Annotated in this window: 37 protein-coding genes; 7 read left to right on the top strand and 30 right to left on the bottom strand. The window is 50.9% G+C overall.

Going from position 1 to position 25,914, the window contains the following annotated elements:
* Positions 1-23 precede the first annotated feature (23 nt).
* The 26 genes from secY to argC form a co-directional block, all read right to left on the bottom strand.
* Positions 24-1,355 (bottom strand): preprotein translocase subunit SecY, encoded by a 1,332-nt coding sequence (gene secY, locus HNR75_RS14570; protein WP_188027711.1) that lies wholly within the window; start codon positions 1,353-1,355, stop codon positions 24-26.
* 7 nt (positions 1,356-1,362) lie between these two features.
* Complete coding sequence (gene rplO / locus HNR75_RS14565) at positions 1,363-1,797, bottom strand: 50S ribosomal protein L15 (protein ID WP_188027710.1); 435 nt, start codon at positions 1,795-1,797, stop codon at positions 1,363-1,365.
* Positions 1,798-1,800: 3 nt separating this feature from the next.
* Positions 1,801-1,983, bottom strand: coding sequence for a 50S ribosomal protein L30 (gene rpmD / locus HNR75_RS14560; RefSeq protein ID WP_024872139.1), 183 nt, complete (start codon positions 1,981-1,983; stop codon positions 1,801-1,803).
* A 6-nt stretch (positions 1,984-1,989) separates the two neighbouring features.
* Entirely contained in the window at positions 1,990-2,490 is a 501-nt protein-coding gene (rpsE, locus tag HNR75_RS14555; protein WP_012728345.1) for a 30S ribosomal protein S5, read from the bottom strand.
* Between the two features lie 14 nt (positions 2,491-2,504).
* Positions 2,505-2,858, bottom strand: coding sequence for a 50S ribosomal protein L18 (gene rplR, locus HNR75_RS14550; protein ID WP_188027709.1), 354 nt, complete (start codon positions 2,856-2,858; stop codon positions 2,505-2,507).
* 9 nt (positions 2,859-2,867) lie between these two features.
* Entirely contained in the window at positions 2,868-3,401 is a 534-nt protein-coding gene (gene rplF, locus HNR75_RS14545; protein WP_188027708.1) for a 50S ribosomal protein L6, read from the bottom strand.
* Positions 3,402-3,412: 11 nt separating this feature from the next.
* Entirely contained in the window at positions 3,413-3,805 is a 393-nt protein-coding gene (rpsH, locus tag HNR75_RS14540) for a 30S ribosomal protein S8 (RefSeq protein ID WP_188027707.1), read from the bottom strand.
* Between the two features lie 22 nt (positions 3,806-3,827).
* A complete protein-coding gene (rpsN, locus tag HNR75_RS14535; RefSeq protein WP_188027706.1) occupies positions 3,828-4,133 on the bottom strand; it encodes a 30S ribosomal protein S14 in 306 nt (101 codons plus the stop codon).
* 11 nt (positions 4,134-4,144) lie between these two features.
* Positions 4,145-4,684, bottom strand: coding sequence for a 50S ribosomal protein L5 (gene rplE / locus HNR75_RS14530; RefSeq protein ID WP_024872133.1), 540 nt, complete (start codon positions 4,682-4,684; stop codon positions 4,145-4,147).
* A gap of 13 nt (positions 4,685-4,697) precedes the next feature.
* A complete protein-coding gene (gene rplX / locus HNR75_RS14525) occupies positions 4,698-5,015 on the bottom strand; it encodes a 50S ribosomal protein L24 (RefSeq protein ID WP_024872132.1) in 318 nt (105 codons plus the stop codon).
* A gap of 12 nt (positions 5,016-5,027) precedes the next feature.
* A complete protein-coding gene (gene rplN / locus HNR75_RS14520) occupies positions 5,028-5,396 on the bottom strand; it encodes a 50S ribosomal protein L14 (RefSeq protein WP_188027705.1) in 369 nt (122 codons plus the stop codon).
* A 155-nt stretch (positions 5,397-5,551) separates the two neighbouring features.
* Positions 5,552-5,800, bottom strand: a complete 249-nt coding sequence (rpsQ, locus tag HNR75_RS14515) for a 30S ribosomal protein S17 (protein ID WP_188027704.1) — start codon at positions 5,798-5,800, stop codon at positions 5,552-5,554.
* A complete protein-coding gene (rpmC, locus tag HNR75_RS14510) occupies positions 5,800-5,991 on the bottom strand; it encodes a 50S ribosomal protein L29 (protein WP_024872129.1) in 192 nt (63 codons plus the stop codon). Before rpmC ends, rpsQ begins: the two co-directional genes overlap by 1 nt.
* Positions 5,991-6,404 carry a 50S ribosomal protein L16 gene (gene rplP, locus HNR75_RS14505; protein WP_024872128.1) on the bottom strand — a complete coding sequence of 138 codons (414 nt, stop codon included), beginning with the start codon at positions 6,402-6,404 and terminating at the stop codon, positions 5,991-5,993. Before rplP ends, rpmC begins: the two co-directional genes overlap by 1 nt.
* A 13-nt stretch (positions 6,405-6,417) precedes the next feature.
* A complete protein-coding gene (gene rpsC / locus HNR75_RS14500; RefSeq protein WP_188027703.1) occupies positions 6,418-7,134 on the bottom strand; it encodes a 30S ribosomal protein S3 in 717 nt (238 codons plus the stop codon).
* A gap of 3 nt (positions 7,135-7,137) precedes the next feature.
* On the bottom strand, positions 7,138-7,482 hold the full coding sequence (gene rplV, locus HNR75_RS14495) for a 50S ribosomal protein L22 (protein WP_188027702.1): 345 nt from the start codon (positions 7,480-7,482) through the stop codon (positions 7,138-7,140).
* Between the two features lie 10 nt (positions 7,483-7,492).
* Positions 7,493-7,771: a 30S ribosomal protein S19 gene (gene rpsS / locus HNR75_RS14490; protein ID WP_024872126.1), complete on the bottom strand. Its 279-nt coding sequence runs from the start codon at positions 7,769-7,771 to the stop codon at positions 7,493-7,495.
* Between the two features lie 21 nt (positions 7,772-7,792).
* Positions 7,793-8,614: a 50S ribosomal protein L2 gene (rplB, locus tag HNR75_RS14485; RefSeq protein ID WP_188027701.1), complete on the bottom strand. Its 822-nt coding sequence runs from the start codon at positions 8,612-8,614 to the stop codon at positions 7,793-7,795.
* Positions 8,615-8,628: 14 nt separating this feature from the next.
* Positions 8,629-8,934, bottom strand: a complete 306-nt coding sequence (rplW, locus tag HNR75_RS14480) for a 50S ribosomal protein L23 (RefSeq protein WP_188027700.1) — start codon at positions 8,932-8,934, stop codon at positions 8,629-8,631.
* Positions 8,931-9,536, bottom strand: coding sequence for a 50S ribosomal protein L4 (gene rplD, locus HNR75_RS14475; protein WP_188027699.1), 606 nt, complete (start codon positions 9,534-9,536; stop codon positions 8,931-8,933). The genes rplW and rplD overlap by 4 nt, the downstream gene beginning before the upstream one ends.
* A 17-nt stretch (positions 9,537-9,553) precedes the next feature.
* Positions 9,554-10,192 carry a 50S ribosomal protein L3 gene (rplC, locus tag HNR75_RS14470; protein WP_024872122.1) on the bottom strand — a complete coding sequence of 213 codons (639 nt, stop codon included), beginning with the start codon at positions 10,190-10,192 and terminating at the stop codon, positions 9,554-9,556.
* Positions 10,193-10,214: 22 nt separating this feature from the next.
* The gene (gene rpsJ / locus HNR75_RS14465; RefSeq protein ID WP_005307944.1) at positions 10,215-10,526 is read right to left on the bottom strand and encodes a 30S ribosomal protein S10; all 312 of its coding nucleotides are present in this window, start codon (positions 10,524-10,526) and stop codon (positions 10,215-10,217) included.
* Positions 10,527-10,817: 291 nt separating this feature from the next.
* Positions 10,818-12,203, bottom strand: a complete 1,386-nt coding sequence (gene argH / locus HNR75_RS14460; protein WP_188027698.1) for an argininosuccinate lyase — start codon at positions 12,201-12,203, stop codon at positions 10,818-10,820.
* 88 nt (positions 12,204-12,291) lie between these two features.
* On the bottom strand, positions 12,292-13,203 hold the full coding sequence (locus HNR75_RS14455; protein ID WP_188027697.1) for an ornithine carbamoyltransferase: 912 nt from the start codon (positions 13,201-13,203) through the stop codon (positions 12,292-12,294).
* 26 nt (positions 13,204-13,229) lie between these two features.
* Positions 13,230-14,012 (bottom strand): acetylglutamate kinase, encoded by a 783-nt coding sequence (argB, locus tag HNR75_RS14450; protein ID WP_188027696.1) that lies wholly within the window; start codon positions 14,010-14,012, stop codon positions 13,230-13,232.
* A 17-nt stretch (positions 14,013-14,029) separates the two neighbouring features.
* Entirely contained in the window at positions 14,030-15,037 is a 1,008-nt protein-coding gene (argC, locus tag HNR75_RS14445) for an N-acetyl-gamma-glutamyl-phosphate reductase (RefSeq protein WP_188027695.1), read from the bottom strand.
* A 244-nt stretch (positions 15,038-15,281) separates the two neighbouring features.
* Between argC and argE the strand changes: the two genes are divergently transcribed.
* Positions 15,282-16,427: an acetylornithine deacetylase gene (gene argE, locus HNR75_RS14440; RefSeq protein WP_188027694.1), complete on the top strand. Its 1,146-nt coding sequence runs from the start codon at positions 15,282-15,284 to the stop codon at positions 16,425-16,427.
* 126 nt (positions 16,428-16,553) lie between these two features.
* A complete protein-coding gene (ppc, locus tag HNR75_RS14435; RefSeq protein WP_188027693.1) occupies positions 16,554-19,187 on the top strand; it encodes a phosphoenolpyruvate carboxylase in 2,634 nt (877 codons plus the stop codon).
* Positions 19,188-19,255: 68 nt separating this feature from the next.
* On the opposite strand, the gene HNR75_RS14430 is transcribed toward ppc, so the two are convergent.
* Positions 19,256-19,843: a YhgN family NAAT transporter gene (locus HNR75_RS14430; RefSeq protein WP_188027692.1), complete on the bottom strand. Its 588-nt coding sequence runs from the start codon at positions 19,841-19,843 to the stop codon at positions 19,256-19,258.
* 184 nt (positions 19,844-20,027) lie between these two features.
* Between HNR75_RS14430 and HNR75_RS14425 the strand changes: the two genes are divergently transcribed.
* Positions 20,028-20,570 (top strand): acyloxyacyl hydrolase, encoded by a 543-nt coding sequence (locus HNR75_RS14425; protein WP_188027691.1) that lies wholly within the window; start codon positions 20,028-20,030, stop codon positions 20,568-20,570.
* A gap of 70 nt (positions 20,571-20,640) precedes the next feature.
* Here HNR75_RS14425 and HNR75_RS14420 read toward each other — a convergent pair whose 3' ends face one another.
* Together HNR75_RS14420 and pspF are read right to left on the bottom strand one after the other, a co-directional pair.
* Positions 20,641-20,883, bottom strand: coding sequence for a YecH family metal-binding protein (locus HNR75_RS14420; RefSeq protein WP_188027690.1), 243 nt, complete (start codon positions 20,881-20,883; stop codon positions 20,641-20,643).
* Between the two features lie 572 nt (positions 20,884-21,455).
* On the bottom strand, positions 21,456-22,496 hold the full coding sequence (gene pspF / locus HNR75_RS14415) for a phage shock protein operon transcriptional activator (RefSeq protein ID WP_188027689.1): 1,041 nt from the start codon (positions 22,494-22,496) through the stop codon (positions 21,456-21,458).
* Between the two features lie 175 nt (positions 22,497-22,671).
* Here pspF and pspA point away from each other — a divergent pair, with 175 nt between their 5' ends.
* The 4 genes from pspA to wrbA all read left to right on the top strand — a co-directional run bounded on the left by pspA (position 22,672) and on the right by wrbA (position 24,758).
* Positions 22,672-23,346: a phage shock protein PspA gene (gene pspA / locus HNR75_RS14410; RefSeq protein WP_188027688.1), complete on the top strand. Its 675-nt coding sequence runs from the start codon at positions 22,672-22,674 to the stop codon at positions 23,344-23,346.
* Entirely contained in the window at positions 23,346-23,603 is a 258-nt protein-coding gene (gene pspB / locus HNR75_RS14405; protein ID WP_188027687.1) for an envelope stress response membrane protein PspB, read from the top strand. Before pspA ends, pspB begins: the two co-directional genes overlap by 1 nt.
* Positions 23,604-23,616: 13 nt before the next feature.
* Positions 23,617-23,988: an envelope stress response membrane protein PspC gene (gene pspC / locus HNR75_RS14400; RefSeq protein WP_188027686.1), complete on the top strand. Its 372-nt coding sequence runs from the start codon at positions 23,617-23,619 to the stop codon at positions 23,986-23,988.
* Between the two features lie 170 nt (positions 23,989-24,158).
* The gene (gene wrbA / locus HNR75_RS14395; protein WP_188027685.1) at positions 24,159-24,758 is read left to right on the top strand and encodes an NAD(P)H:quinone oxidoreductase; all 600 of its coding nucleotides are present in this window, start codon (positions 24,159-24,161) and stop codon (positions 24,756-24,758) included.
* 831 nt (positions 24,759-25,589) lie between these two features.
* Here the strand turns inward: wrbA and HNR75_RS14390 are convergent.
* Positions 25,590-25,886, bottom strand: coding sequence for a YfcZ/YiiS family protein (locus tag HNR75_RS14390; protein ID WP_188027684.1), 297 nt, complete (start codon positions 25,884-25,886; stop codon positions 25,590-25,592).
* Positions 25,887-25,914 lie beyond the last annotated feature (28 nt).

The following is a 25,914-nucleotide window of genomic DNA, read 5'->3' as shown; positions in this document are numbered from 1 at the left end:
TAACTCCGCAATATTAGACCGGATTAACGGCCTACGCCTTTAAGATTGGCTTTTCTCAGTACATCCCCATATTGATGAGACATCATATGGGTTTGAACCTGTGCCATAAAGTCCATGATGACAACAACAATAATCAGCAGAGAAGTACCACCAAAGTAGAACTGCACATGCCAAAGGGTCATCAGTAACTGTGGTACCAAGCAAATCGCTGTGATGTACAAGGCCCCAGCCAGTGTTAAACGAGTCATCACTTTATCGATAAAACGCGCTGTCTGCTCACCCGGGCGGATGCCTGGGATAAAAGCGCCACTTTTCTTCAAATTATCAGCTGTTTCACGCGGATTAAATACCAGCGCGGTATAGAAGAAGCTGAAGAAAATAATGGCAGTAGCATACAACAGTTCATACAACGGCTGACCTGGCTGCAAGCTCATAGAGATTTCTTGCAGAATATTTGCAATCCATGAGTCACCCTGACCGAACCAGGACGCAATAGTGCCTGGGAACAGAATGATACTGGATGCAAAAATTGCCGGGATAACACCCGCCATATTAAGTTTTAACGGCAAATGTGTACTTTGTGCTGCAAAAATCTGATTGCCTTGCTGGCGTTTCGCGTAGTTAACAACGATTCGACGCTGACCACGTTCAACGAATACAACAAAGTAAGTCACTGCAAACACAATTACCACGAGTAACAACAGCAACAGGATATGCAATTCACCCTGACGGGCTTGTTCTGCGGTTGCTCCAATAGCATGAGGCAATCCGGCAACAATACCAGCAAAGATGATCAGCGAAATACCGTTACCAATACCGCGTTCTGTAATTTGTTCACCTAACCACATCAAAAACATGGTTCCGGTAACCAGACTAACAACCGCAGTAAAGTAGAAGCCGAAACCGGGGTTGAGCACCAAGCCATGCATCATATTTGGCAGACCGGTCGCAATTCCCGATGCTTGTACCGTGGCTAATACCAGAGTACCCCAACGGGTATGCTTACTGATCACTCGCCGACCACTTTCACCTTCCTTCTTAAGCTCAGCATAATAAGGACTGATAACGGTCAGCAACTGGATAATAATTGAAGCCGAAATATACGGCATAATACCCAGCGCGAAAATTGATGCACGAGACAGGGCACCACCACTGAACATGTTGAACATTTCAATGATGGTTCCCTTCTGTTGCTGGAACAATTGTCCCAGCACAGTAGCGTCAATACCAGGAATCGGCACATAAGCGCCCGCACGGAAGACGATGATAGCACCTAGAACGAAAAGCAATCGGCTTTTCAGTTCGCTCAGGCCCCCTTGCGAGCCCCGTGTTACTAATCCTGGTTTCTTGGCCATCTACTTATTATTCCTCGATTTTGCCACCTGCAGCTTCGATCGCAGCACGAGCGCCTTTAGTAACGCTAACACCACGAACTGTTACTGCACGGTCGATGTTCCCAGAGAGAACGATCTTAGCAAATTGCATGCCTTTAGTGATTACACCAGCTTGCTTCAGAGTGTTCAGGTCGACTACGTCGCCTTCAACTTTAGCTACTTCGCTCAGACGAACTTCTGCAGTAACAGCGCCTTTACGAGAATAGAAGCCAAATTTCGGCAGACGAATTTTCAGAGGCATTTGACCGCCTTCGAAACCTGCACGAACACCGCCGCCAGCACGTGAACCAGCGCCTTTGACGCCACGGCCACCGGTTTTACCCAAACCAGAACCGATACCACGACCTACACGCTTTTTGGCAGATTTAGCACCAGCTGCTGGAGAAAGAGTGTTTAAACGCATTGATTACTCCTCCACCTTCACCATGTAATAAACCTGGTTGATCATACCGCGAACACATGGAGTATCTTCCAGTTCAACAGTGTGACCAATACGACGCAGACCCAAACCCACCAGAGTGGCTTTGTGCTTCGGTAAACGACCGATGGAGCTGCGAGTCTGTGTAACTTTTACAGTCTTGTTAGCCATGTCGTATTACCCCAGGATTTCTTCCACGCGCAGACCACGTTTAGCCGCAACCTGTTCCGGTGATTTGATGTCAGCCAGTGCTTCGATAGTTGCACGAACGACATTCATCGGATTGGTTGAGCCATAGGTCTTAGCCAGAACGTTATGTACACCAGCTACTTCCAGAACGGCACGCATCGCACCACCGGCAATGATACCGGTACCCTGAGAAGCAGGCTGCATGAATACGGTAGAACCAGCATGGGTTCCTTTAACATGATGATGCAGAGTGCCTTCAATCAGCTCTACTTTAACCATGTTACGACGAGCCTGTTCCATTGCTTTTTGAATAGCAGCAGGAACTTCACGTGCTTTACCGTAACCGAAACCAACGCGGCCAGAACCATCACCAACAACAGTCAGAGCTGTGAAGGAGAAAATACGACCACCTTTAACTACTTTTGAAACACGGTTTACTGCGACTAGCTTTTCTTGCAGTTCACCGGCTTGAGATTCGATTTTAGACATTGTCGACTCCTGGCTTAGAACTGAAGACCAGCTTCACGTGCAGCGGCAGCCAGTGCGGCTACGCGACCGTGATATTGGAACCCAGAGCGATCGAACGCTACAGTGGTAACACCTTTTGCCAGAGCACGCTCTGCAATAGCTTTACCCACAGCGGCGGCCGCATCAGCGTTACCGGTGTATTTCACTTGCTCACGAATGGTTGACTCAACAGTTGATGCAGAAGCTAAAACTTCTGCGCCGCCTGCTGCGATAACCTGCGCATAAATATGACGCGGAGTACGGTGAACCACCAGACGAGTCGCGCCCAGTTCCAGCATTTTACGACGTGCTTTAGTAGCACGACGGATACGAGCTGCTTTCTTGTCCATAGTGTTACCTTACTTCTTCTTAGCTTCTTTAGTACGCACAACTTCGTCAGAATAGCGTACACCTTTGCCTTTGTAAGGCTCCGGGCTACGATAGGCACGGATGTCAGCCGCAACCTGACCTAACAGAGCTTTATCCGCACTTTTCAGCACGATTTCAGTCTGAGTCGGGCATTCAGCTGTAACACCTTCAGGCAGTTCATGGTCGATTGGATGGGAGAAACCCAGAGCCAGACCAACAGACTTGCCTTTAGCCTGTGCACGGTAACCTACACCAACCAGCACCAGTTTGCGCTCGAAGCCAGTAGTAACACCAATAACCATGTTGTTTACCAGTGCACGAGCAGTACCAGCCTGCGCGTCTGCACCAGCCACACCTTCCTGAGGTGCGAATTTCAACACATTTTCTTCTTTGGTGACGATAACTGCAGCGTTCAGAGTGCGCTTCAGGGTGCCATTTTTACCTTTAACAGCAATTTCCTGGCCGTTCAGGGTTACTTCCACGCCAGCAGGAATAGTAACAGGTGCTTTCGCAACACGAGACATTTCCTAGCTCCTTACGCTACGTAGCAGATGATCTCACCGCCCATGCCTGCTTTACGCGCAGCACGGTCAGTCATCACACCTTTAGAAGTAGAAACCACAGCGATACCCAGACCATTCATGATCTTTGGCAGGTCGCCACGTTTCTTATAAATACGCAGACCAGGGCGACTTACGCGCTGGATCAGCTCAACAACAGGCTTACCCTGGAAATATTTCAGTTCAATTTCCAGTTCAGGTTTAACGTCGCCATTCACTTTAACGTCAGCGATGTAACCTTCTTCTTTCAGCAGATTAGCAATAGCTACTTTCAGCTTGGAAGAAGGCATAGAGACGGAAACCTTGTGGGCCGCCTGACCGTTGCGGATGCGGGTCAGCATGTCCGCGATCGGATCTTGCATGCTCATGTGTCTTAACTCCCGAGATTAATTACCAGCTAGCCTTTTTCAGGCCAGGAATTTCGCCTTTCATCATGTGCTCACGCACTTTGATGCGGCAAAGACCGAATTTACGCAGGTAGCCATGTGGACGACCTGTGATATTGCAACGATTACGTTGACGGCTCGGGCTGGAATCACGCGGCAGTTGTTGCAGCTTGAGCACTGCGTCCCAACGAGCTTCATCAGAAGAGTTCACATCAGCGATAATCGCTTTCAGTGCAGCACGCTTCTCGAAGTGTTTTGCAATCAATTTTGCACGTTTATCTTCACGTGCAATCATGGACAGTTTTGCCATAACCCTACACCTTACTTACGGAATGGGAAGCTAAAGGCAGCCAGCAGAGCACGGCCTTCCTCGTCAGTCTTCGCAGTCGTTGTGATAGTGATATCCAGACCGCGCACTTTATCGACTTTATCGTAGTCGATTTCGGGGAAGATGATTTGCTCACGTACGCCCATAGAGTAGTTACCACGACCATCAAAGGACTTGGCACTAACACCACGGAAGTCACGAATACGTGGCATAGAGATGCAAATCAAGCGCTCCAAAAACTCCCACATACGCTCGCCGCGCAGGGTTACTTTACAACCGATCGGGTAGCCTTCACGAATCTTGAAGCCCGCAACTGATTTGCGTGCTTTGGTGATCAGTGGCTTCTGACCAGAAATTGCAGCCAGATCAGCAGCAGCATTTTCCAGTACTTTTTTGTCAGCCAAGGCTTCACCGACACCCATGTTCAGGGTGATCTTCTCGATCCGAGGGACTTGCATGACAGAATTGTAGCCGAACTGTTTCATCAGTTCCTGGACTACAGTTTGTCTGTAGGTATCATGCAGTTTCGCCATCGTTAAACTCCAATTACTTTACTAGTTCACCGTTTGATTTGAAGAAACGCACTTTGTTGCCGTCTTCAAACCGGAAACCAACGCGATCAGCCTTGCCAGTAGCAGGGTTGAAAATCGCTACGTTTGATACATCGATAGGGGTTTCTTTGCTAACGATACCGCCAGCAACACCTAAAGCCGGAACTGGCTTCTGATGTTTTTTCACCACATTGATGCCTTCAACAATTACTTTGCCCTGTTGAACCAAGACTTTAGTGACTTTGCCACGTTTGCCTTTGTCTTTACCGGTCAAAACAATTACTTCGTCTTCACGACGGATTTTTGCTGCCATGTTCTGTGCTCCTTACAGTACTTCTGGGGCCAGGGACACGATCTTCATGAACTTATCACCACGCAGTTCACGAGTCACTGGGCCGAAGATACGAGTACCGATCGGCTGATGTTGGTTGTTCAACAGCACAGCCGCGTTGCGATCAAAACGGATCAGAGAACCATCTTGACGACGAACGCCTTTACGGGTGCGAACGACCACCGCATTGTACACATCACCTTTTTTCACTTTTCCACGTGGAATTGCTTCTTTAATGGAAACTTTGATGATGTCGCCTACACCGGCATAACGGCGGTGCGAACCACCCAGAACCTTAATACACATTACGCTGCGAGCGCCGGAGTTGTCGGCGACGTCCAGCATACTTTGCATTTGGATCATGTTAGTGCTCCGCTAAATAACTACTTCCCACTAAATGTGGGCATCTGGCTACCTTTATGAAAGGCGCGGCATAATATCACAGCACCAAACAAAGTGGTAGACAAAAAATGAACGGCCCGGTAAAGGGCCGCTCACATTCCAATCCTAATCGATGATTAGGCTTTTTCTACAACGGATACCAGAGTCCAGGACTTGGTCTTGGACAGTGGACGACACTCGCGGATTTCCACCAGGTCGCCAGTCTTGCATTCGTTGTTTTCATCATGGACATGCAGCTTAGTAGTACGCACGATAATTTTCCCGTAGATCGGGTGTTTTACCTTACGTTCAACAGCCACAGTAATGGACTTGTCCATTTTGTCACTAACTACACGACCTTGCAGAGTACGGGTTGTATCAGTCATTACGCACCTGCCTTCTCGTTCAGTACAGTTTTAACGCGCGCGATGTCGCGACGTACTTGTTTAATAGTGTGAGTCTGGTTCAGCTGACCAGTGCTCTTCTGAATGCGCAGATTAAACTGCTCACGCAGCAGGCCCAGCAGCTCAGCTTTCAGCTCTTCCACACTTTTCTGACGCAGATCTTGAGCTTTCATCACATTGCCGTCCGAATAACAAAGGTGGTCTTAACAGACAGTTTAGCAGCCGCTAATTCGAATGCTTCACGTGCCAGAGATTCTGGTACACCGTCCATCTCGTACAGCACTTTGCCTGGTTGGATCAAGGCAACCCAGTATTCTACGTTACCCTTACCTTTACCCATACGCACTTCAAGCGGTTTCTCAGTAATTGGTTTGTCCGGGAAAACACGGATCCAAATTTTACCTTGACGCTTAACAGCACGGGTCATCGCACGACGTGCAGCTTCGATCTGACGCGCAGTCAGCTGGCCACGAGTTACCGCTTTCAGACCGTAGGTACCGAAAGATACATCGCTACCTGCATTAGCCAGACCGCGGTTACGGCCTTTATGAACCTTACGGAACTTTGTACGCTTTGGTTGCAACATTTACCGGTTCTCCTTACTTAGCACCACGCGGTTTGCGTTTCGGCTTGGCAGGAGCCGGCTCTTGCTGTGCAGCTGCAGCAGCAGCGTTCACAGCAGCCAGACCGCCCAGAACTTCACCTTTGAAGATCCATACCTTAACACCGATAACACCATAAGTGGTGTGTGCTTCAGAGGTAGCATAGTCGATGTCTGCACGCAGAGTGTGCAGCGGTACACGACCTTCACGGTACCATTCGGAACGCGCGATTTCTGCACCACCTAAACGGCCGCTAACTTCAACTTTGATACCTTTAGCACCCAGACGCATTGCGTTTTGTACCGCACGCTTCATAGCGCGACGGAACATAACACGACGTTCCAGCTGAGAGGAGATACTGTCAGCAACCAGCTGAGAGTCCAACTCTGGCTTACGAACTTCAGCGATGTTGATCTGTGCAGGCACACCAGCGATGCTGGCGATTTGCTTGCGCAGTTTTTCAACATCTTCACCTTTCTTACCAATCACTACACCTGGACGGGCAGTGTGGATAGTCACGCGAATGCTCTTAGCTGGACGCTCGATCACAATGCGGGACAGAGAGGCTGCTTTCAGCTCCTTGGTCAGATACTGACGTACCTGAAAATCACCGTGCAGATTGTCTGCGAACTCTTTGGTATTCGCATACCAAGTAGAGTTGAACGGCTTGGTAATACCTAAACGGATACCATTAGGATGTACTTTCTGACCCATTGCTTATCTCCCAGCCTTAGCGTCGGATACTACCACAGTGATGTGGGCAGTACGCTTGACGATACGGTCCGCACGGCCTTTAGCACGAGCACGAATACGCTTCAGAGATGGACCTTCGTCAACCATGATAGTTTTCACTTTCAGGGTGTCGATATCCGCGCCTTCATTGTGCTCTGCGTTAGCAACAGCAGACTCCAGAACCTTTTTGATCAGCTCAGCCGCTTTTTTCGGGCTGAATGCCAGCAGGTTCAAGGCCCGATCCACAGGCAGACCGCGAACCTGATCAGCAACCAGGCGGGCTTTCTGTGCAGAAGTACGGGCAAAACGGTGTTTAGCGATAGCTTCCATCATTTATCCCTTATTTCTTCTTGGCCTTCTTATCAGCGGCATGACCGCGATAAGTACGAGTCGGTGCAAATTCACCAAGTTTATGACCGATCATTTCGTCGGTTACATAAACTGGTACGTGCTGACGACCATTATGGACAGCGATGGTCAAACCAATCATATCTGGAATGATCATTGAACGACGGGACCAAGTCTTAATAGGCTTTTTGTCCGCGCTTTCCACCGCTTTCTCTACCTTCTTCAGCAAGTGCAGGTCAATAAATGGACCCTTCTTGAGAGAACGTGGCATGGCGATTCCTCTTAAAAAGAATTACTTGTTACGACGACGTACAATGTACTTGTCAGTGCGCTTGTTGCTACGTGTGCGGTAGCCTTTAGCCGGAGTACCCCAAGGAGATACAGGCTGGATACCTTTGTTGCGACCCTCACCACCACCATGTGGGTGGTCAACTGGGTTCATCGCCATACCACGAACGGTAGGACGAACACCACGCCAGCGGTTAGCACCGGCTTTACCCAATTGACGCAACATGTGTTCTGAGTTACCAACTTCACCGATAGTAGCACGGCATTCAGCCAGAACTTTACGAACTTCACCAGAGCGCAGACGTAAGGTTACATATGCACCTTCACGCGCCAGGATCTGTACGCTAGCACCAGCAGAACGAGCCAGCTGTGCGCCTTTACCTGGTTTCATTTCTACTGCGTGAACAGTAGTACCAACCGGGATATTACGCATTGGCAGCGCGTTACCTGCTTTGATCGGTGCATCCACACCAGAAACGATTGGATCACCAGCTTTCATGTTTTTCGGTGCCAGGATATAACGACGTTCGCCGTCTGCGTACAACACCAGTGCGATGTTAGCAGAACGGTTTGGATCGTATTCCAGACGTTCGATTTTAGCTGGGATACCGTCTTTGTTGCGTTTGAAATCAATCAGACGATAGTGCTGTTTGTGACCACCACCGATATGACGGGTAGTGATACGACCGTTGTTGTTACGACCGCCAGTTTTACGTTTTTCTTCCAGCAGGCCAGCAAACGGTTTACCTTTATGCAGCTCCGGTGTAACGATCTTAACGACGTGACGACGACCCGGAGAGGTAGGCTTACATTTTACGATTGCCATTTTTTAAATTCCTCTTACTCGGCAGCGCCGCCAACGAAGTCGATGTCTTGACCTTCAACCAGTGTCACGTAGGCTTTTTTCCAATCGGAACGACGGCCCATGCGCGCACCAGTACGTTTGGTCTTACCAGCAACGTTCAGGGTACGAACAGCTTCAACCTTAACTTCGAACAGTTTTTCAACTGCCGCTTTGACTTCCGCTTTAGTCGCATCAGTAGCAATCTTGAACACGATTGTGTTCAGCTTTTCAGCTACCATTGTGCTCTTTTCAGAGATGTGCGGAGCCTTCAGAACTTTCAGTAGACGCTCTTCACGGATCATGCCAGCATCTCCTCGATTTGCTTCACTGCATCAGCAGTCATCAGTACCTTGTCGAAGGCGATCAGGCTAACCGGATCAATACCTGTTACGTCGCGTACGTCAACCTTGTACAGGTTGCGTGCAGCCAGGAACAGATTTTCTTCAACTTCTGGGGTAACGATCAGCACGTCTTTCAAATCCAGTGCTTGCAGTTTGGTCAGCAGCTCTTTAGTTTTAGGAGCTTCAACACCAAATTTCTCTACAACTACCAGACGTTCCTGGCGAACCAGTTCAGACAGGATGCTTTGGATCGCACCACGGTACATTTTACGGTTTACTTTCTGGCTGTGATCTTGCGGTTTAGCCGCAAATGTCACTCCACCGCCACGCCAAATTGGAGAGCGGATAGTACCAGCACGGGCACGACCAGTACCCTTCTGACGCCACGGTTTTTTACCGCCGCCAGACACTTCAGAGCGAGTCTTCTGCGCGCGCGTACCCTGACGGGCAGCAGCAGCATAAGCAACGACTACCTGGTGAACCAGAGCTTCGTTGAACTCACGACCGAAGGTAGTTTCGGAAACCTGAAGAGCGCTCTGCGCGTCTTTCAATACCAATTCCATTACTATCTCCTCAGACGTTACGCTTTAACGGCAGGCTTGACGATCACGTCGCCGTTGGTCGCACCTGGAACTGCACCTTTAATGAGCAGCAGGTTACGTTCAACATCAACGCGCACGATATCCAGGCTCTGAACGGTTACACGTTCGTTACCCATGTGGCCAGCCATTTTCTTGCCTTTGAACACTTTACCCGGAGACTGGTTCTGACCGATAGAACCCGGTACACGATGTGAACGGGAGTTACCATGGGTCATGTCCTGGGTGCGGAAGTTCCAGCGCTTAACGGTACCGGCAAAGCCTTTACCTTTAGAGATACCAGTAACGTCTGCTTTTTTAACGTCAGCGAAAATGTCTACTTTCAGCTCAGAGCCAACTTTCAGGTCAGCGCCTTCGCCGTCATTCAGACGGAATTCCCACAGACCGCGGCCCGCTTCTACTTCAGCTTTGGCGAAATGGCCAGCTTCAGCTTTAGTCAGGCGGCTTGCCTTTTTAACACCGGTAGTTACCTGAACAGCGGTGTAACCGTCAGTTTCCAGAGTTTTCAGCTGGGTAACACGGTTGGCTTCTACTTCAATAACAGTCACTGGAATAGATACGCCGTCTTCAGTGAAGACGCGAGTCATGCCCAGTTTGCGACCTACAAGACCGAGAGTCATTGTCTATCAACCTCTTTCCGAATTAACCCAAGCTGATCTGGACGTCAACACCAGCAGCCAGATCCAGACGCATCAGAGCGTCAACGGTCTTGTCTGTTGGTTCAACGATGTCAACCAGACGCTTGTGAGTGCGGATTTCGTACTGATCACGAGCATCTTTGTTCACGTGTGGAGAAATCAGTACAGTGAAACGCTCTTTGCGAGTTGGCAGTGGAATAGGACCACGTACCTGTGCACCAGTGCGTTTGGCAGTTTCTACGATTTCCGCAGTAGACTGGTCGATCAAACGATGATCGAAAGCCTTCAGACGGATACGGATTCTTTGGTTCTGCATGGACCAGAGCTCCAGATGGTAAAAAGAACATGAAACAAAACCGCCCGAGATCGTTTTATTCCGACCCGGAGGTTGTTTCGCTAAGTTTTCCTCCCTATCGGAGGAACTGATGAGGCGTTGAATATCTCAGACGCCAGAGCATATTGCTCAGCTTGGTATTAGCAAGCTGGCGTATTATACGGGACAGAATTCTGCGCGCAAGTTCTATTGGCGCTTTTGTGCTCAATTTCTATAAATAAAAAGGAGAGCCGATGCTCCCCTTTTACTGGCACACTTCTCTCTCAAATTGTTTTATTTTACGCGGGCACTCAGATGCTGTTCTGCCTGCTGCAAAGCAAATGTAATCTGCTCTGCACAGACACCGCCGAGCGCCTGACGTTTTGCCAGTGTGGATTCCAGTGACAGAATCGGATACACGTCATCGGCAATCACTGTATTGAATTGCTGGAATTCGGCAACGGTCAAATCTTCCAGTGGCTTCTGCTGAGTAATGGCATACACCACGGCTTCACCTACAATATGGTGTGCTTCGCGGAACGGAATACCTTTTGCCACCAAATAGTCTGCCAGTTCGGTGGCGTTAGAGTAGCCCCCCATGGCAGCGGCTTTGGTGACCGGTTCGTTGACTTTCAGATCTTCCAGTACCAGCTGCGCCATATCCAGGCAGTCATGCCAGGTATCCAGCGCATCAAACAGGCCTTCTTTGTCTTCCTGCATGTCTTTGTTGTAGGCCAACGGCAGTGCTTTCAGTGTCATCAGCATGCCATTCAGCGCACCGGCCACACGACCGGTTTTACCACGGATCAGCTCCAGTGCATCCGGGTTTTTCTTCTGCGGCATCAATGAAGAGCCGGAAGTCACTTTGTCTGACAGTTCAATGAAGCCGGCTTCGCCGGAGGCATAGAAAATCAGGTCTTCGGCAAAACGAGACAGGTGGATCATGGACAGTGCGGCGGTGCTCATCAGTTCCACGGCATGATCACGGTCGGATACGGAATCCAGACTGTTGCGGGTCGCACGTTCAAAACCCAGATCCAGTGCCAGTGCCTGACGATCGATTGGATAAGCGGTACCAGCCAGTGCACCGGAACCCAGCGGGCTGGTATTCAGGCGTTTCAGCGCATCCTGCAGGCGAGTGTAGTCACGATCCAGCATTTCCACATAGGCCAGGGCCCAGTGAGAGAATGTCACTGGCTGAGCGCGTTGCAGGTGAGTATAGCCCGGTAAGGTGGTGGTCTGGTACTGACGCGCGGTCGCCACCAGTTTGGTTTGCAGGCCATGAATGCTGTCCAGCAGGATAACGCCCTGCTGTTTGCACCAGAGTTTCAGGTCTGTCGCGACCTGATCGTTACGGCTGCGTCCGGTATGCAGTTTTTTACCCAGATCGCCGACCCGTTCAATCAGTTTGCCTTCCACCCAGGAGTGAATATCTTCAGCATCTGAACGCAGAATTTGTTCCGGATCAGCGTCCACTTCGGCTTTCAGCGCCAGCAGGGCTGCTTCCAGTTTCGCCTGTTCTTCTGCCGTCAGCACACCGACGCTGACCAGCGCTTTTGACCAGCCAATGGAGCCGACGATATCCTGCTCAGCCAGACGATAGTCAAAGCGCAGTGAATCATTGAATTGTTTGAATCGGGTATCAGCAGCCTGGCTGAAACGTCCACCCCATAAAGCCATGACAGGTTCCTTTCTTGAATTCTTGCGGTAATGCTTAGTGTAACGAGGCTATTAAGAAAAAGGAGCCACTTTTGCGGCTCCCTTAAAATTATGCCTGATTGATCAGGGTGTAGAGAATCGCATTCTGGATGTGCATGCGATTTTCGGCTTCATCCATGATCAGTGAGGATGGGCCATCCATCACTTCAGAGGTGATTTCCAGCTCGCGGTGAGCAGGCTGGCAATGTAATACATGGCGAATACCGGTGTTATCCAATAATGCCTGATTAATCTGGTATGGCATGAACTTGTCTTTCACTGCGTCCATCGGGGTATTGTCACCCATGGAAACCCAGGTATCCGTGTACGCGACATCAAAACCACGAATATCGGCACAGTTGTCTGTAACGGCCAGTTTCGCGCCTGATTTGCGCGCCAGTTCCGCTGCCAGATTAAAAATCTGTGCATCCGGACCGGAACCTTTCGGGGACACCACCGTCACATCGGTACCCAGAATGGCGCCGGTGATCAGCAGGGAATGCGCAACGTTGTTGCCGTCGCCCAGATAGGCCAGCTTTACCTTGCTCAGATCATCGTAGTTCTCGGCAATGGTCATGAAATCCGCCAGCGCCTGACATGGATGATAAAGGTTACACAGCGAGTTAACGACCGGTACAGTGGCATGTTCGCGTAAACCCAGTAAGGTTTTATGATCAAACACGCGAGCCACAATGCCATCACACCAGCGGGACAGGTTCATCGCAAAATCTTTTACCGATTCACGCTGTCCCATGACGCCATTCTGCTGATCCAGATACACCGCATGACCGCCCAGACGATTGATACCAATATCAAACGTCACACGGGTACGCAGAGACTGCTTCTCAAACAGCGTTACGATGTTTTTTCCAGCCAGTCCGGTGCGGAATGCCGCCGGATTCGCTTTCATTTCCCGACCTAATGCGATCAGGGCCTCTAATTCGCTTTTATTGAACTCAGTAGTATCTAACAGATGACGCATCGCTGCGCTCCTTAACAATCCATTTATTAAGCTTGGAGACGAGTACCTGCTGCCTCACCGTTAGCAAGCTTTACTAACAGTTCCGGATCACGCCAGCTGGCAACAACAATTGGTTTCTGAATCGCGGCAGAGACCTGCAGGGCCGCTTTTACTTTCACAGCCATACCATCAGTGATCACACCATCCGCGACCAGCTGTTCTGTTTTAGCCGGATCCAGTTCAGGGATAAGCTGTTTGTTGGCATCCAGAATACCGACAACATCAGACAGCATCAGCAGGTCGGCATCCAGCAGCTCCGCCAGCGCAATGGCCGCCTGGTCCGCGTTCACATTCATCAGTTCACCTTGTGCGGTAATACCGATAGAACTGATGACCGGTAGGAAATTCTGCGCCAGCAACGCTTTCAGCAATGCCGGATTCTTCGGTTTGCAGTCACCGACTGCGCCCAGTTCAGGATCAAGCTGGGTGACTTCGCACAGGCCACCATCCGCCAGGGACAAGCCGACCGGATTCAGGCCCTGAGCAATCGCCTCAGCCATCATTTGTTTGTTTGCGGTACCAGCCAGTGCACCGACTACGTAAGGGATCTGATCAAGCGGGGTAACACGCAGACCGTTTTTCTTGGTGCTGGTTTTACCCAATGCTTTCAGCAGGTCGTCAACCAGACAACCACCGCCATGAACCAGAACCAGCGGACGGGGAAACTGTTTCAGGAAACTCTGAATGCCACCGATGAAAGCCGTCAGTGCCCCTTCTGTTTCCAGCAGGGCGCCACCGAGTTTGATAATCAACGGAACTTGTTGTGTCATTGCTACTTTCCTTGTACTTACATCAGGCCCAGTGTTGGTTCGAAACCAAACCGTAGGTTAATACATTGCAGCGCCTGAGAAGAGGCACCTTTCAACAAGTTATCGATTGCCGAGCCAACGATCAGTAATCCGTCCTGCATTTGCCAGTGCAGATCACAGAATGGGGTACCGGCTACGCCACGGATGGATGGCCATTGTTTGCTTAAACGCACAATCGGACTGTTGCTGTATGCCTGCTGATATGCGGCATTGACCTGTTCTTCGGTTACGCCGTCAGCCAGTTGCACATAGATAGTTGCCAGAATACCGCGGACAAAATTGCCCAGATGTGGCTGGAATACCACTTTACCACCCAGATGATAGCTGATTTCAGGCTGATGACGGTGGTTGAATACACCGTACGGGTTCAGGCTGACTTCGCAGAAGCTGGTACCGATAGCTGCTTTACGACCTGCGCCGGACACACCGGATACCGCATTGATGATGGGCGTGGTATCAGCCTTGATAAGGCCTGCTGCCATCAGTGGTTTCAGCGCCAGCAGTGAGGCGGTTGGATAACAACCGGCAACAGCAACCAGATCGGTTTGCTTGATTTGTTCTGCATTCCACTCAGCCAGACCATACACAGCCTTAGACAGCCATTCCGGTTGATCGTGAGTGAAACCGTAGTATTTGTCGTAAAAACCGTCCTGCTGCACACGGAACGCACCGGACAGATCGAACACCGGAATGCCTGCTGTCAGGAACTGCGGCGCCAGGTTCATACTGACTTCATGCGCCGTGGCCAGACAGATCAGATCAGTGCCGGTTTTGGCTTCCTGCATGCCGGCGTCATCCAGCGGCTTCACCGGCAGATCGACCAGGCCCAGGCACTGCGGATGCAAGGCGGAAAAAGGTTTGTTGGCATCCTGACTACCTGCAGACACATAAAGCCCTTTCAGGTTAAGCTCAGGATGTTTGTGTACTAATAAGGCTAATTCAGCTCCGGCATAGCCACTGGCACCAATAATTACGACATTAAGCATAGCGCTTTCCATTTATCTCAAAATTCAGATTAATTCGTAGCGAAGTGAAATGGGACTTCTGCGGCACATAGTGTGGCAGATTCAGACAGAAATATATCGTCGTGTGATGAAAAATTGCTGAATGAACATATTGGATGCCCCGTGACTGAAGACGCCCTGAACCGCCTTCACAACTTAATATTTATGCATTTCGATTGCATTTCTATTATTTACCAAATTAAACTGTGCCGCGCAAGGAGGAAACATGAGTAATCCCGATTTTTTTCAGATGTACCGCGATATTATCGCGCTGCCATCGATCAGCAGCACAGACCCAGCCTGGGATCAGAGTAATAAAGATGTTATTGAACTGCTGGCATCCTGGTTTGAAAAATCAGGCATGGAGATCGATATCACTCCGGTACCCGGTACTGCAGGAAAATTCAATCTGATCGCAACGCTTGGCAGTGGTGATGGCGGATTGCTCCTTGCCGGACACACCGATACTGTTCCTTTCGATGCCGGCCGTTGGCAGAAAGATCCGTTCAAGCTCACGCAGGACGGTGACCGTATTTATGGTCTTGGCACGATCGATATGAAAGGCTTCTTTGTCTTTATTGCTGAAGCACTGAAAGGCATCGATTTAACGCAGTTGAAAAAACCGCTGCGCATTCTGGCTACGGCAGATGAAGAAACCAGTATGGCCGGCGCCAAGGCTATTGCAGATGCGCACCCTATCCGCCCGGATTATGCGGTGATTGGTGAGCCGACCGGACTGGTGCCGGTATTTATGCATAAAGGTCATATGTCGGAGTCGATCCGCGTTACCGGCAAAAGCGGGCACTCATCTAATCCGGCGAACGGCGTCAATGCCATCGAAATCATGCACAAGGTGCTGACACAGGTGCTGGCGCTGCAACAGGAACTGAAACAGAAATACCATAATGCGCATTTTGATGTGCCCTACCCGACGCTGAATCTGGGCAGCATTCATGGCGGTGACAGCGCCAACCGCATTTGCGGCGGGTGCGAGCTGTGCATTGATTTCCGTCCGATTCCCGGCGTCATGCCGGATGATTTGATTGCCGAATTGAAACGTCATCTGGCACCGGTGGAAGACGAGTTCCCAGGCGCCATCAGTCTGGAACATCTGCATGAACCGGTGCCACCCTATGGCTGTGATGAAAACTCAGCATTTGTCAAAGAAGCAGAACAGCTGAGTGGTAACAAAGCCGAGGTCGTGAACTATTGCACCGAAGCACCATTCATTCAGCAATTAGGTTGTGAAACGATCGTGATGGGTCCGGGATATATTACGCAGGCGCACCAGCCTGATGAGTATCTTGATCTATCCTTTGTTAAACCCACTACCGAATTAATTCAGCATCTGGTGCGACGTTTCTGTTTGTAGCCGTTTATGCAATTTTTTGCATTTTTATGACGTTCACTATTTGATCTGATATTAAGAATACTGATAATTTGGACCGTTTGCGGGGTAAAGGCTGTACCCCGCCACTACAAAGGAAGGACGACATTAATGAGTGATATGTACGCGGCGTTGCGCGGTAATGTAGGCATGTTAGGCCAGTTACTGGGCAAAACCATTAAGGAGCATCTTGGCGAGGAGTTTCTCGGCAAGATTGAAAATATTCGTCAACTGGCTAAATCATCCCGTCAGGGTAATGAAGAAGACAGACAGAAGCTGATCTCTACGCTGAAAAATCTGAGCGATGACGAATTATTACCTGTCGCGCGCGCATTCAGTCAATTCCTGAACCTGGCCAACGTGGCAGAACAATTCCACTCCATGTCCCGTCAGGGTGAGCTGCACACGACACAGGATACGCTGGATAAACTGTTCGATAAATTAAAAAGCGCCAACCTGTCGCAACAGGAAATCATCGACACCGTTTGTGAGCTGGATATTGAGTTGGTGCTGACTGCGCACCCGACCGAAGTGACCCGTCGCACGCTGATCCATAAGCATGTGCAGCTGAACGAATGTCTGGAAGAGCTGGAACTGCAGGATCTGACTCCGCGTGAATCTAAATTCATCCTGCACCGCATTGAGCAGCTGGTGAATCAGTCCTGGCATACCAATGAAATCCGTGAACAGCGTCCAACTCCGGTTGATGAAGCAAAATGGGGTTTTGCGGTAATTGAAAACAATCTGTGGCCGGCGATCCCGCTGTACCTGCGTCAGCTGGACGACCGCTTACAGGAGAGTTTCGGTATTCGCTTACCGCTGCGTGCCCATCCGATCCGTATTGCCTCCTGGATGGGTGGTGACCGGGACGGTAACCCGTTCGTAACCGCCAAAGTAACGCAGGAAGTGTTGCTGCTTTCCCGCTGGGTGGCAATCAATCTGTTCCTGACCGATATTCAGGAACTGGTATCGGAACTGTCGATGACTGACTGCAGCGATGAACTGCGTCAGCGCGTTGGTGAATGCAGCGAGCCGTACCGTGCGATCCTGCGTGTCGTCCGTGATGCCCTGCGTGAAACACAGCAGGCGGTCACTGCGAAGCTGCAGGGCCAGTACACCGAGAACCGTGACCTGATCACCCGCACCGAACAGCTGCGTGAACCGCTGGAACTGTGCTACCGCTCCCTGCAGGCTTGCGGCATGAGCATCATCGCGGATGGCATGCTGCTGGACGTGCTGCGTAAGCTGGCCTGCTTCGGCGTTAACCTGCTGAAGCTGGATATCCGTCAGGATGGCGAACGTCATGGTCAGGTACTCTCTGAGCTGACTCAGTATCTGAATCTGGGTGACTATGCACTGTGGAGCGAAGCCGAGAAACAGGAATTCCTGCTGAAAGAGCTGGAATCCCGTCGTCCGTTGCTGCCGGCCAACTGGCAGCCAAGCGCAGAATCGCAGGAAGTCATTGATACCTGCCGCGTGATCGCACAGACCGATCCGGATGCCTTCGGTATTTACATCATTTCAATGGCGCGTCAGCCTTCTGACGTACTGGCGGTACAACTGCTGCTGAAAGAGGTCGGCTGCAAGTTCCACATGCCAATCGCGCCATTGTTCGAAACCCAGAACGACCTGCAAAACGCAGCGGCCGTTCTGAACCGTCTGCTGTCGGTGGAATGGTATCGCAACTATATTCGCGGTCAGCAGTACGTGATGATCGGTTACTCCGACTCGGCCAAAGATGCCGGCATGATGGCCGCAGGCTGGGCGCAATATCGGGCAATGGAAGATCTGGTGGCAATTGCCGAACGTGAAGATCTGAAACTGACCCTGTTCCATGGTCGTGGCGGTACTATCGGCCGCGGCGGCGGACCTGCACATCAGGCGATTCTGTCTCAGCCGCCAGGATCGCTGAAAGGTGGTTTCCGGGTGACTGAACAGGGCGAGATGATCCGCTTCAAGTTCGGTTTGCCGGAAGTCGCTATCCACAACTTCAAGCTGTACACCAGTGCGGTACTGGAAGCGAACCTGTTGCCACCACCGAAGCCAAAAGCCGAATGGTATGACGTGATGGATACGCTGTCAGAGATCTCCTGCCAGCATTACCGTAGCGTCGTGCGTGATGAACCGGATTTCGTGCCTTATTTCCGGGCTGCAACGCCGGAAATGGAACTGGGCAAACTGCCGCTGGGTTCACGTCCGTCCAAGCGTAAGCCGAATGGTGGCGTGGAATCACTTCGTGCGATTCCGTGGATTTTCGCCTGGACACAGAACCGTCTGATGCTGCCATCCTGGCTGGGTGCGCATGTCGCGCTGCAGGCAGTCATTGATAGCGGCAAAGACAATCTGCTGAAAGAAATGGATCAGCAATGGCCATTCTTCCACACCCGTCTGGAAATGCTGGAGATGGTGTTCCTGAAAGCGGATCTGTGGCTGGCAGAATACTACGACCAGCGTCTGGCGACAGAGAATCTCTGGCCACTGGGTAAACGTCTGCGCCAGGAACTGCAGGATTCAATCGATGTGGTTCTGCAACTGCGTCCGAAGAAAGGTGAACTGCTGGATGAGCAGCCATGGATCCAGGAATCCATCAAACTGCGTAACCCTTACACTGACCCATTGAACGTACTGCAGGTGGAATTGTTACACCGTTCCCGTGCGACACCGGATGTGGTACATCCGAAGGTCGACCAGGCGCTGATGGTGACGATCGCGGGTATCGCTGCTGGTATGCGTAATACCGGTTAGTCGGTACGCTATGATGCAAAAGGAGGCTTGATGCCTCCTTTTTATTGGTCGTTTGCCGGTTGGACTGATTAGCGATGCAGATATTGCACCGCGCCATCCAGCAGCATCTGTACCGAAATCATCACCAGTAACATCCCCATCAGACGCTCCATGGCGGTTAATACCCGTTCCCCCAACAGTTTATGCACCTGCTCGTAAAACATCAGGATCACGGCTGACGCACCCCATGACAGTAACAGTGCCAGCACCCAGTCGGTCATCTGGTCCGGATACTGATGCGATAACAGCACCAGAGCTGCCAGAATGGACGGGCCGGCAATCATTGGGATCGCCATCGGCACAATCAGAGGCTCTTCACCTTCAGGCAAACCGGTCACACCACCTTCCCCGGGGAAGATCATGCGCAGTGCGATCAGGAACAGCACAATACCACCGGCAATACTGACCGCTTCCTGTTTCAGATTCAGCAGATTCAGCAGTTCCTGACCTGCAAACAGGAACAGCAGCATCACGGCCAGCGAGATCAATAATTCCCGGATCATCACTTTACGACGACGTTCGGCAGGCAAGTTCCGCAAAATGGATAAAAAGATAGGCAGGTTGCCGACAGGATCCATGATTAGAAATAACATCACTGCCGCAGTAATCACACTCATATGCTGTAATCCAAAAGAAAGGCAAAATAAAAAATGGTTAAAACAGTACTAGTCTGGCAGAACAAGGAACCTCAGGCAACGCCGTCCCGTATAACAGCATTCTTCAGGAATAAAACTATAATTAGTGCAGTGGCATCCACATGAATCAGAACACGACCGGGGCCTGTTCTGCAGGAGGTGCAGCATGTCTGTTATATCAAAAACCCAGATCCGACCTTTGACTTCCGTACTAGGTGGAATCGCGTTATGTCTCAGTACAGCAAGTATGGCAACCGATATTTCTCTGGCTCTGGGGCATTCCGGAGATAGCACTATCACGTACCGCGCCGGGATACAGTTTCCCTGGCAACAAAGCTGGTTTGATACGGACGCAGGCAGACTGAGCGGCTACTGGACGGTGGGCTATACCTACTGGGACAGCAAGGATATGGTTAATACCCACAGCTTGTCTGCATCGCCGGTGCTGACCTGGGAATTTGGTGCGCGTGGCGCTGACGTACAACCGTTTCTTGAAGCGGGTATTGGTCTGGCTGCTTTCAGCCGGAATAAGATAGAAGACCGTGAACTGGGTTCCAGTGTCAATTTCGAAGATCGGTTCGGTGTTGGCGTCCGCCTCTATCAGCGCCATACCATCGGCGCACAGGCCTTACATTATTCGAATGCGGGGTTCAGCTCACACAACGCCGGTATTGAATCCTACAACCTTTATTACCGGTTTAACTTCTGAAAAACAATCACCCCAGGGCGGCGCCACCATGACAGCGTCCTGGGAGGAATTCTGCGTATAACACATCTGATCAGTGCTGGCAGATATGCTCTTCACGGGTATTAAAACCGGCATCTGTGGCAACAAATTTGCCTTTCGCCTGCAGAAAATCAATGAGCTGCTCAGCAGTCATATCTTCCGCACTGCAGGTATGAAAACGGGTTTCTTCACCAAAACGGACTTCGATGGCGGCTTTCAGACTGTCACGGGTGAACTGACCACCCAGCTCCAGCATCATATGCATCACGTCGTGGCCGTGTACTGATTGACTCATGTTAAGCTCCTGAACAGACAAACAGATAATGATGCATAATTTAAACATCATTACCGTTTTCCCGTGCCGGTTCAGATCAAGAAAGTCGTTAAAAAACGAAGGGGCGACTTCATGTCACCCCCTTTACAGGCATCGGTCGCCTAAACCGAAGATTACGTTACGTGTAGCAGATGGTTATTGCACACAGCGCAGGCTTCCTTGCAGGCATCCATTCATCCGTGAGATCACTTTCCCGGCCCGCCTCCTGCATAACCGCTGTTCCGTCACCGGTTATCCCGCATTCCATTCGGGGTGTCCTTAATACCTGCCTCCGGCAGGGTGTTACCTTTTTCTTTCCGTCCCTGAATAGCGATTCATTCAGATTCGCTTCATCTCTTCCTATGAATAATAGTAGTCAGTTATCGGCAAAATGGTGGTGGCTTATACTGCAAAAAAGATATTGATAACAGATATCAAATAACAAAAATCTATTTTATTTCATACAGGTAGATAGCAAAGGGATAAATACGACGCTGATTCATCGCACAAGAAGTATGGCAAATATCCTACAAGCGGATCAGCTTTAAATGACATCAGTTTCTGCCTGCGCGCGACCGGATAAGCAGTTGTGGATATTTGCGTAATGCCGCCCGCAGCTGATCATACGTTAACCCCAGCGCCTCTGCGGTACGCCGCTGATGAAAATGCTGCAGCTCCAGCATCTGGCGGATCAGTTTTTGCTCCAGAGCAGCCAGTTCGGCTTTTAAATCACAGGACACCGGTATGGCCGCTTGCTCCGGCGATGCCAGCCCGGGAGGGTCAGCCGTCCGGGAGCTTGTGTCAGTCGGGAAACTGCGCCACGGACTGCCGAACGGATCGAGTACGATATCCCGTACCAGCGTGAGCGGATCGGCATGCCGGTAAATGCTGCGTTCAACCACGTTTTTCAGTTCTCGCACATTGCCGGGCCAGTCATATTCCAGCAACTGCTGCCTTGCCTGCGCCGTAAAGCCGGGAAAATAGTCATAGCCCAGCTCACGGCACATCCGCAGCGCAAAATGTTCCGCCAGTTCGCTGATATCTTCTCTGCGATAACGTAGCGGCGGTAAATTCAGGACATCAAATGCCAGTCGATCCAGTAAATCGCCCCGGAATCGCCCCTGCTCGACCAGGGTCGGCAGATCTTCATTGCACGCCGCGACAACCCGGACATCGACCTGCAGCGTCTTACTACCCCCCAGTCGTTCGAAACGGCCATATTCGATCACCCGCAGCAGTTTTTCCTGCACCGGCAGGCTGGCGGTAGCCAGTTCATCCAGAAACAGGGTGCCGCCATCGGCTCGTTCAAACAAGCCGGATCGGCTGCGTGTTGCGCCGGTAAATGCCCCGGCTTCATGTCCGAACAGTTCTGACTCCAGCAGATTTTCCTGCATCGCGGCACAATTGATCTGCAGATAAGGTCGCTGCCAGCGGGATGACAGATAGTGAATGCGTTCGGCGATCAGTTCTTTTCCTGTACCCCGCTCACCCACGATTAAGACAGGACGGTTCAGTAACGCAACCTGAGAGGCTCGCTGCAGCAGCTGATGCCAGATCTCCGAGCTGCCGATGATCTGCTGTTTCGGTATGGTCATAAAAGCCATCAAATTTGGTTTTATTAACCATATATATGGCCGAAATTGCCTGCTTTTCCAACAAAAATAAACGATTTTTGAATCTGGAAGAATAAACCACGTAAAAACAATAAGTTATAAAATTGGCACATCTTTCGCTTTATTACAGAGGTCAATCCACTAACAGGAGTTCATCATGGGCATATTTTCCCGCTTCAGCGACATTATTAATTCCAACCTGACAGCGTTACTGGATCGTGCGGAAGACCCGGCCAAAATGGTCCGGATGATGATTCAGGAGATGGAAGAAACGCTGGTAGAGGTCCGCACCAGTTCCGCCCGCGTGCTGGCCGATCGCAAAGAACAGGAACGACGTCTGCAACGCCTGCAGCATGATGTTATTGACTGGGAGAGCAAAGCCAGACTGGCGCTGAGCAAAGGACGTGACGATCTGGCCCGGGCAGCGCTGGCAGAAAAACAGGCGGTCGAAGAAACATTGCAAATGGCCGAGCGTGAGCTAAAAGTGATAGAGGAACAGCTGATTGTATTGAACGATGAAATCGCGCAGTTGCAGCAAAAACTGGATGATGCCAAAGCCAAACAGCAATCGCTGCTGGCCCGCGAACAGACCAGTCGTTCCCGTATGGATATCCGTCGCAGCAGTAACCGGGAGAAACTGGAAGAGGCATTCCGTAAATTCGAGGCCTACGAGCGTAAAATGGACAACATGGAAGCACAGGTTGAAGCGCACGATCTGGGCCGGACCCGTTCCCTGCACGACGAGTTTACGGAATTGGCACGTAACGATAAGGTTGAGTCGGAACTGGAAGCCCTGAAGGCCAGCATGACCAACCAGAGGAGTGAGCATTAATGTCACTGATGATGTTCTTTTTTGTGCCGGCGGTGGTGTTTCTGGCACTGGTGGCGCCGGTATGGCTGATCCTGCATTACTGGACCCAATCCCGGATTAACCGCGGTTTATCCACGGAAGAACGCCAGCAGCTGGAAGATGCGCTGGCGCTGGCCAACCGGCTGGAGCAGCGCATTACCACGCTGGAAACCATTCTCGATGTACAGCAGCCGGATTGGCGCCGTTATGACGAGAATCGCAATCACCGCCCTTCATAAGGGGAGACAGAACATGAACAGTCCTGACCGTAAATTATACCGCAGCAGCAATCAGGCCTGGCTGGGCGGTGTCTGTGCCGGCGTGGCGGAATATTATGGCCAGCCGGTCTGGCTGGTGCGCATTCTGATGATCACGCTGTTTGTATTCAGTGGCAGTCTGGGCGTGCTGGTCTATCTGGCCGGTGTATTTCTGCTGGAAAAGCAGCCCACCCACCTGCCGCCATCCGCAGGCATCCGCCCGCAATTTGGTTATGGTGAAGACACCGCACAGCGGGCCCGCCAGCTGAACGAACGCATGCAGCAACTCGACCAGCGCCTGCAGGCAATGGAGCGCTACGTGACTTCCAGCCGCTATCGCTTCGATAAAGAGTTTAACAAGCTATAACCCCCCACTCTGCCGGATTATTGCTGATCCGGCAATTGAGTGTTCTCCCCATCCTGCCGCCAGAAGCCAGGACACTGGCAAATTTTGAACTACGCTTATTGTGACCAGATTACATCCGGCGTACCCGAAGTGAATGATACGCCCTTCATTGATTACAAAAGGGAACAAAAATGGCTAAATTATTAGTGCTCTATCATTCCATGTATGGTCATATCGAAACCATGGCAAACAGTGTTGCCGACGGCGCGCGGGAAGTAAGCGGAGTTGAAGTCACCATCAAACGGGTGCCGGAAACCATGGATCCGGCCCGGTTTGCCGCCGTCGGCGGGAAAACCGAACAGGCGGCCCCAGTCGCCACGCCGGCCGAACTGGTCGACTATGACGCCATCATTTTCGGGGTTCCGACCCGGTTCGGCAATATGACCGGGCAAATGCGTAATTTTCTCGATCAGACCGGGGGCCTCTGGGCCAAGGGTGCACTCATCGGCAAACTGGCCAGTGTGTTTGCCTCTACCGGGGTCGGTGGCGGCCAGGAAATGACCATTACCTCCACCTGGACCACACTGGCGCATCACGGCATGGTCATTGTGCCCATTGGCTATGGCACTGCGGAAATGTTTGATATCAGTCATGTCAGTGGCGGTACACCATATGGTGCCACCACCTACGCTGGCGGAGATGGTTCACGGCAACCGGATGCCCGTGAATTGGCCATTGCCCGTTACCAAGGGAAACTCGTTGCCACACTGGCATTAAAACTGAAAGGTTAACACGGAACAGCCCCTGCAGACTTCGGGCGGACGGAGGTTCGTCCGGAGTTTATCCAGGTGCGGAAAGCAGAAAAAATAAAAGGGCGACCTTGGTCACCCCTTAGAAAGTCTTGGTTGCCCAAGCCTGCGACGATGCGGCATCGTCTTATCTCATCCCTGAAGGCCCTTCCCGATCCATCGGGACATCCTTTTAAGCATCCTGCGTAACAATCAATCCGTGACCGTTACTTTCTTCATCCGTGAAGAGCTCCTGATTACCACATCCTGTGGTGCATCCTGTTGCCATCCCGGCTTGCTACTCATCCTGAGTAACAACCACTCCATCCGGAGTGTTCCTTTGTCATCCTGACAGCCACTCATCCTGAGTGACAGACCTCATCCGGAGGTATCCCTTGTCATCCTGACGGCTACTCTGTCCTGAGCAGCACCGACTTCATCCTGAAGTATCCTTTGTCATCCTGACAGTCACTCGTCCTGAGTAACAACCACTCCATCCAGAGGCATCTCTTGTCATCCTGACAGGCTTCTTATCCTGAGAAGCCGCAGCGCGTCCTGCAGAAGTAATACTAAAGATTTGCCGGTTTCTCACAAGTGGCCCAATTCATCATTTATGCCAAATCACTTACGATAAAAACAAAAAATATCACATAAATCATAAGGATAGTTATTTGGGCGTCATGAAAACCTGCATAAATAAGCGTTCAGGCTTACAGTAACTATGGCAAATATCCTACACGGCTGTAAGCCGGAGATATAAAACGAGGAGGTGGAAAGGGTGGAAAAAGGCGGAAACCGCCGCCAGAGAGGAGAAAAATGGCGGCGGAACAGAAATTAACGCACAGAACGTGCGCGCATTTCGAAAATCATCTTCTCTGCGGTGCAGGTAAATTGCAGTGTGGTATTCAGCACGACGCCATCTTCCACCGTTTGCAGCTCACTGCTGACCAGGACTTCCGGACAGGCCAGTTTGGCCACTTCGATGTAACGTTCCTGACGCGCGCGGGCATCCGCCTCATCATCACCTTCCACCGGAATCATCACAATATCATCACCATCCCGAATAATGGTGCCAACTTCAGCCACACAACCACAGGCTTCGCACACGTCTTCCATATGATCTACTGTCATGTTCAGCTCCTTAATGAATAAATCAGGC

Origin of the sequence: Tolumonas osonensis (assembly GCF_014202415.1) — a bacterium.
In the GTDB taxonomy this organism is placed as follows: domain Bacteria; phylum Pseudomonadota; class Gammaproteobacteria; order Enterobacterales; family Aeromonadaceae; genus Tolumonas; species Tolumonas osonensis.
This window is presented reverse-complemented; position numbering and strand designations above follow the sequence as displayed.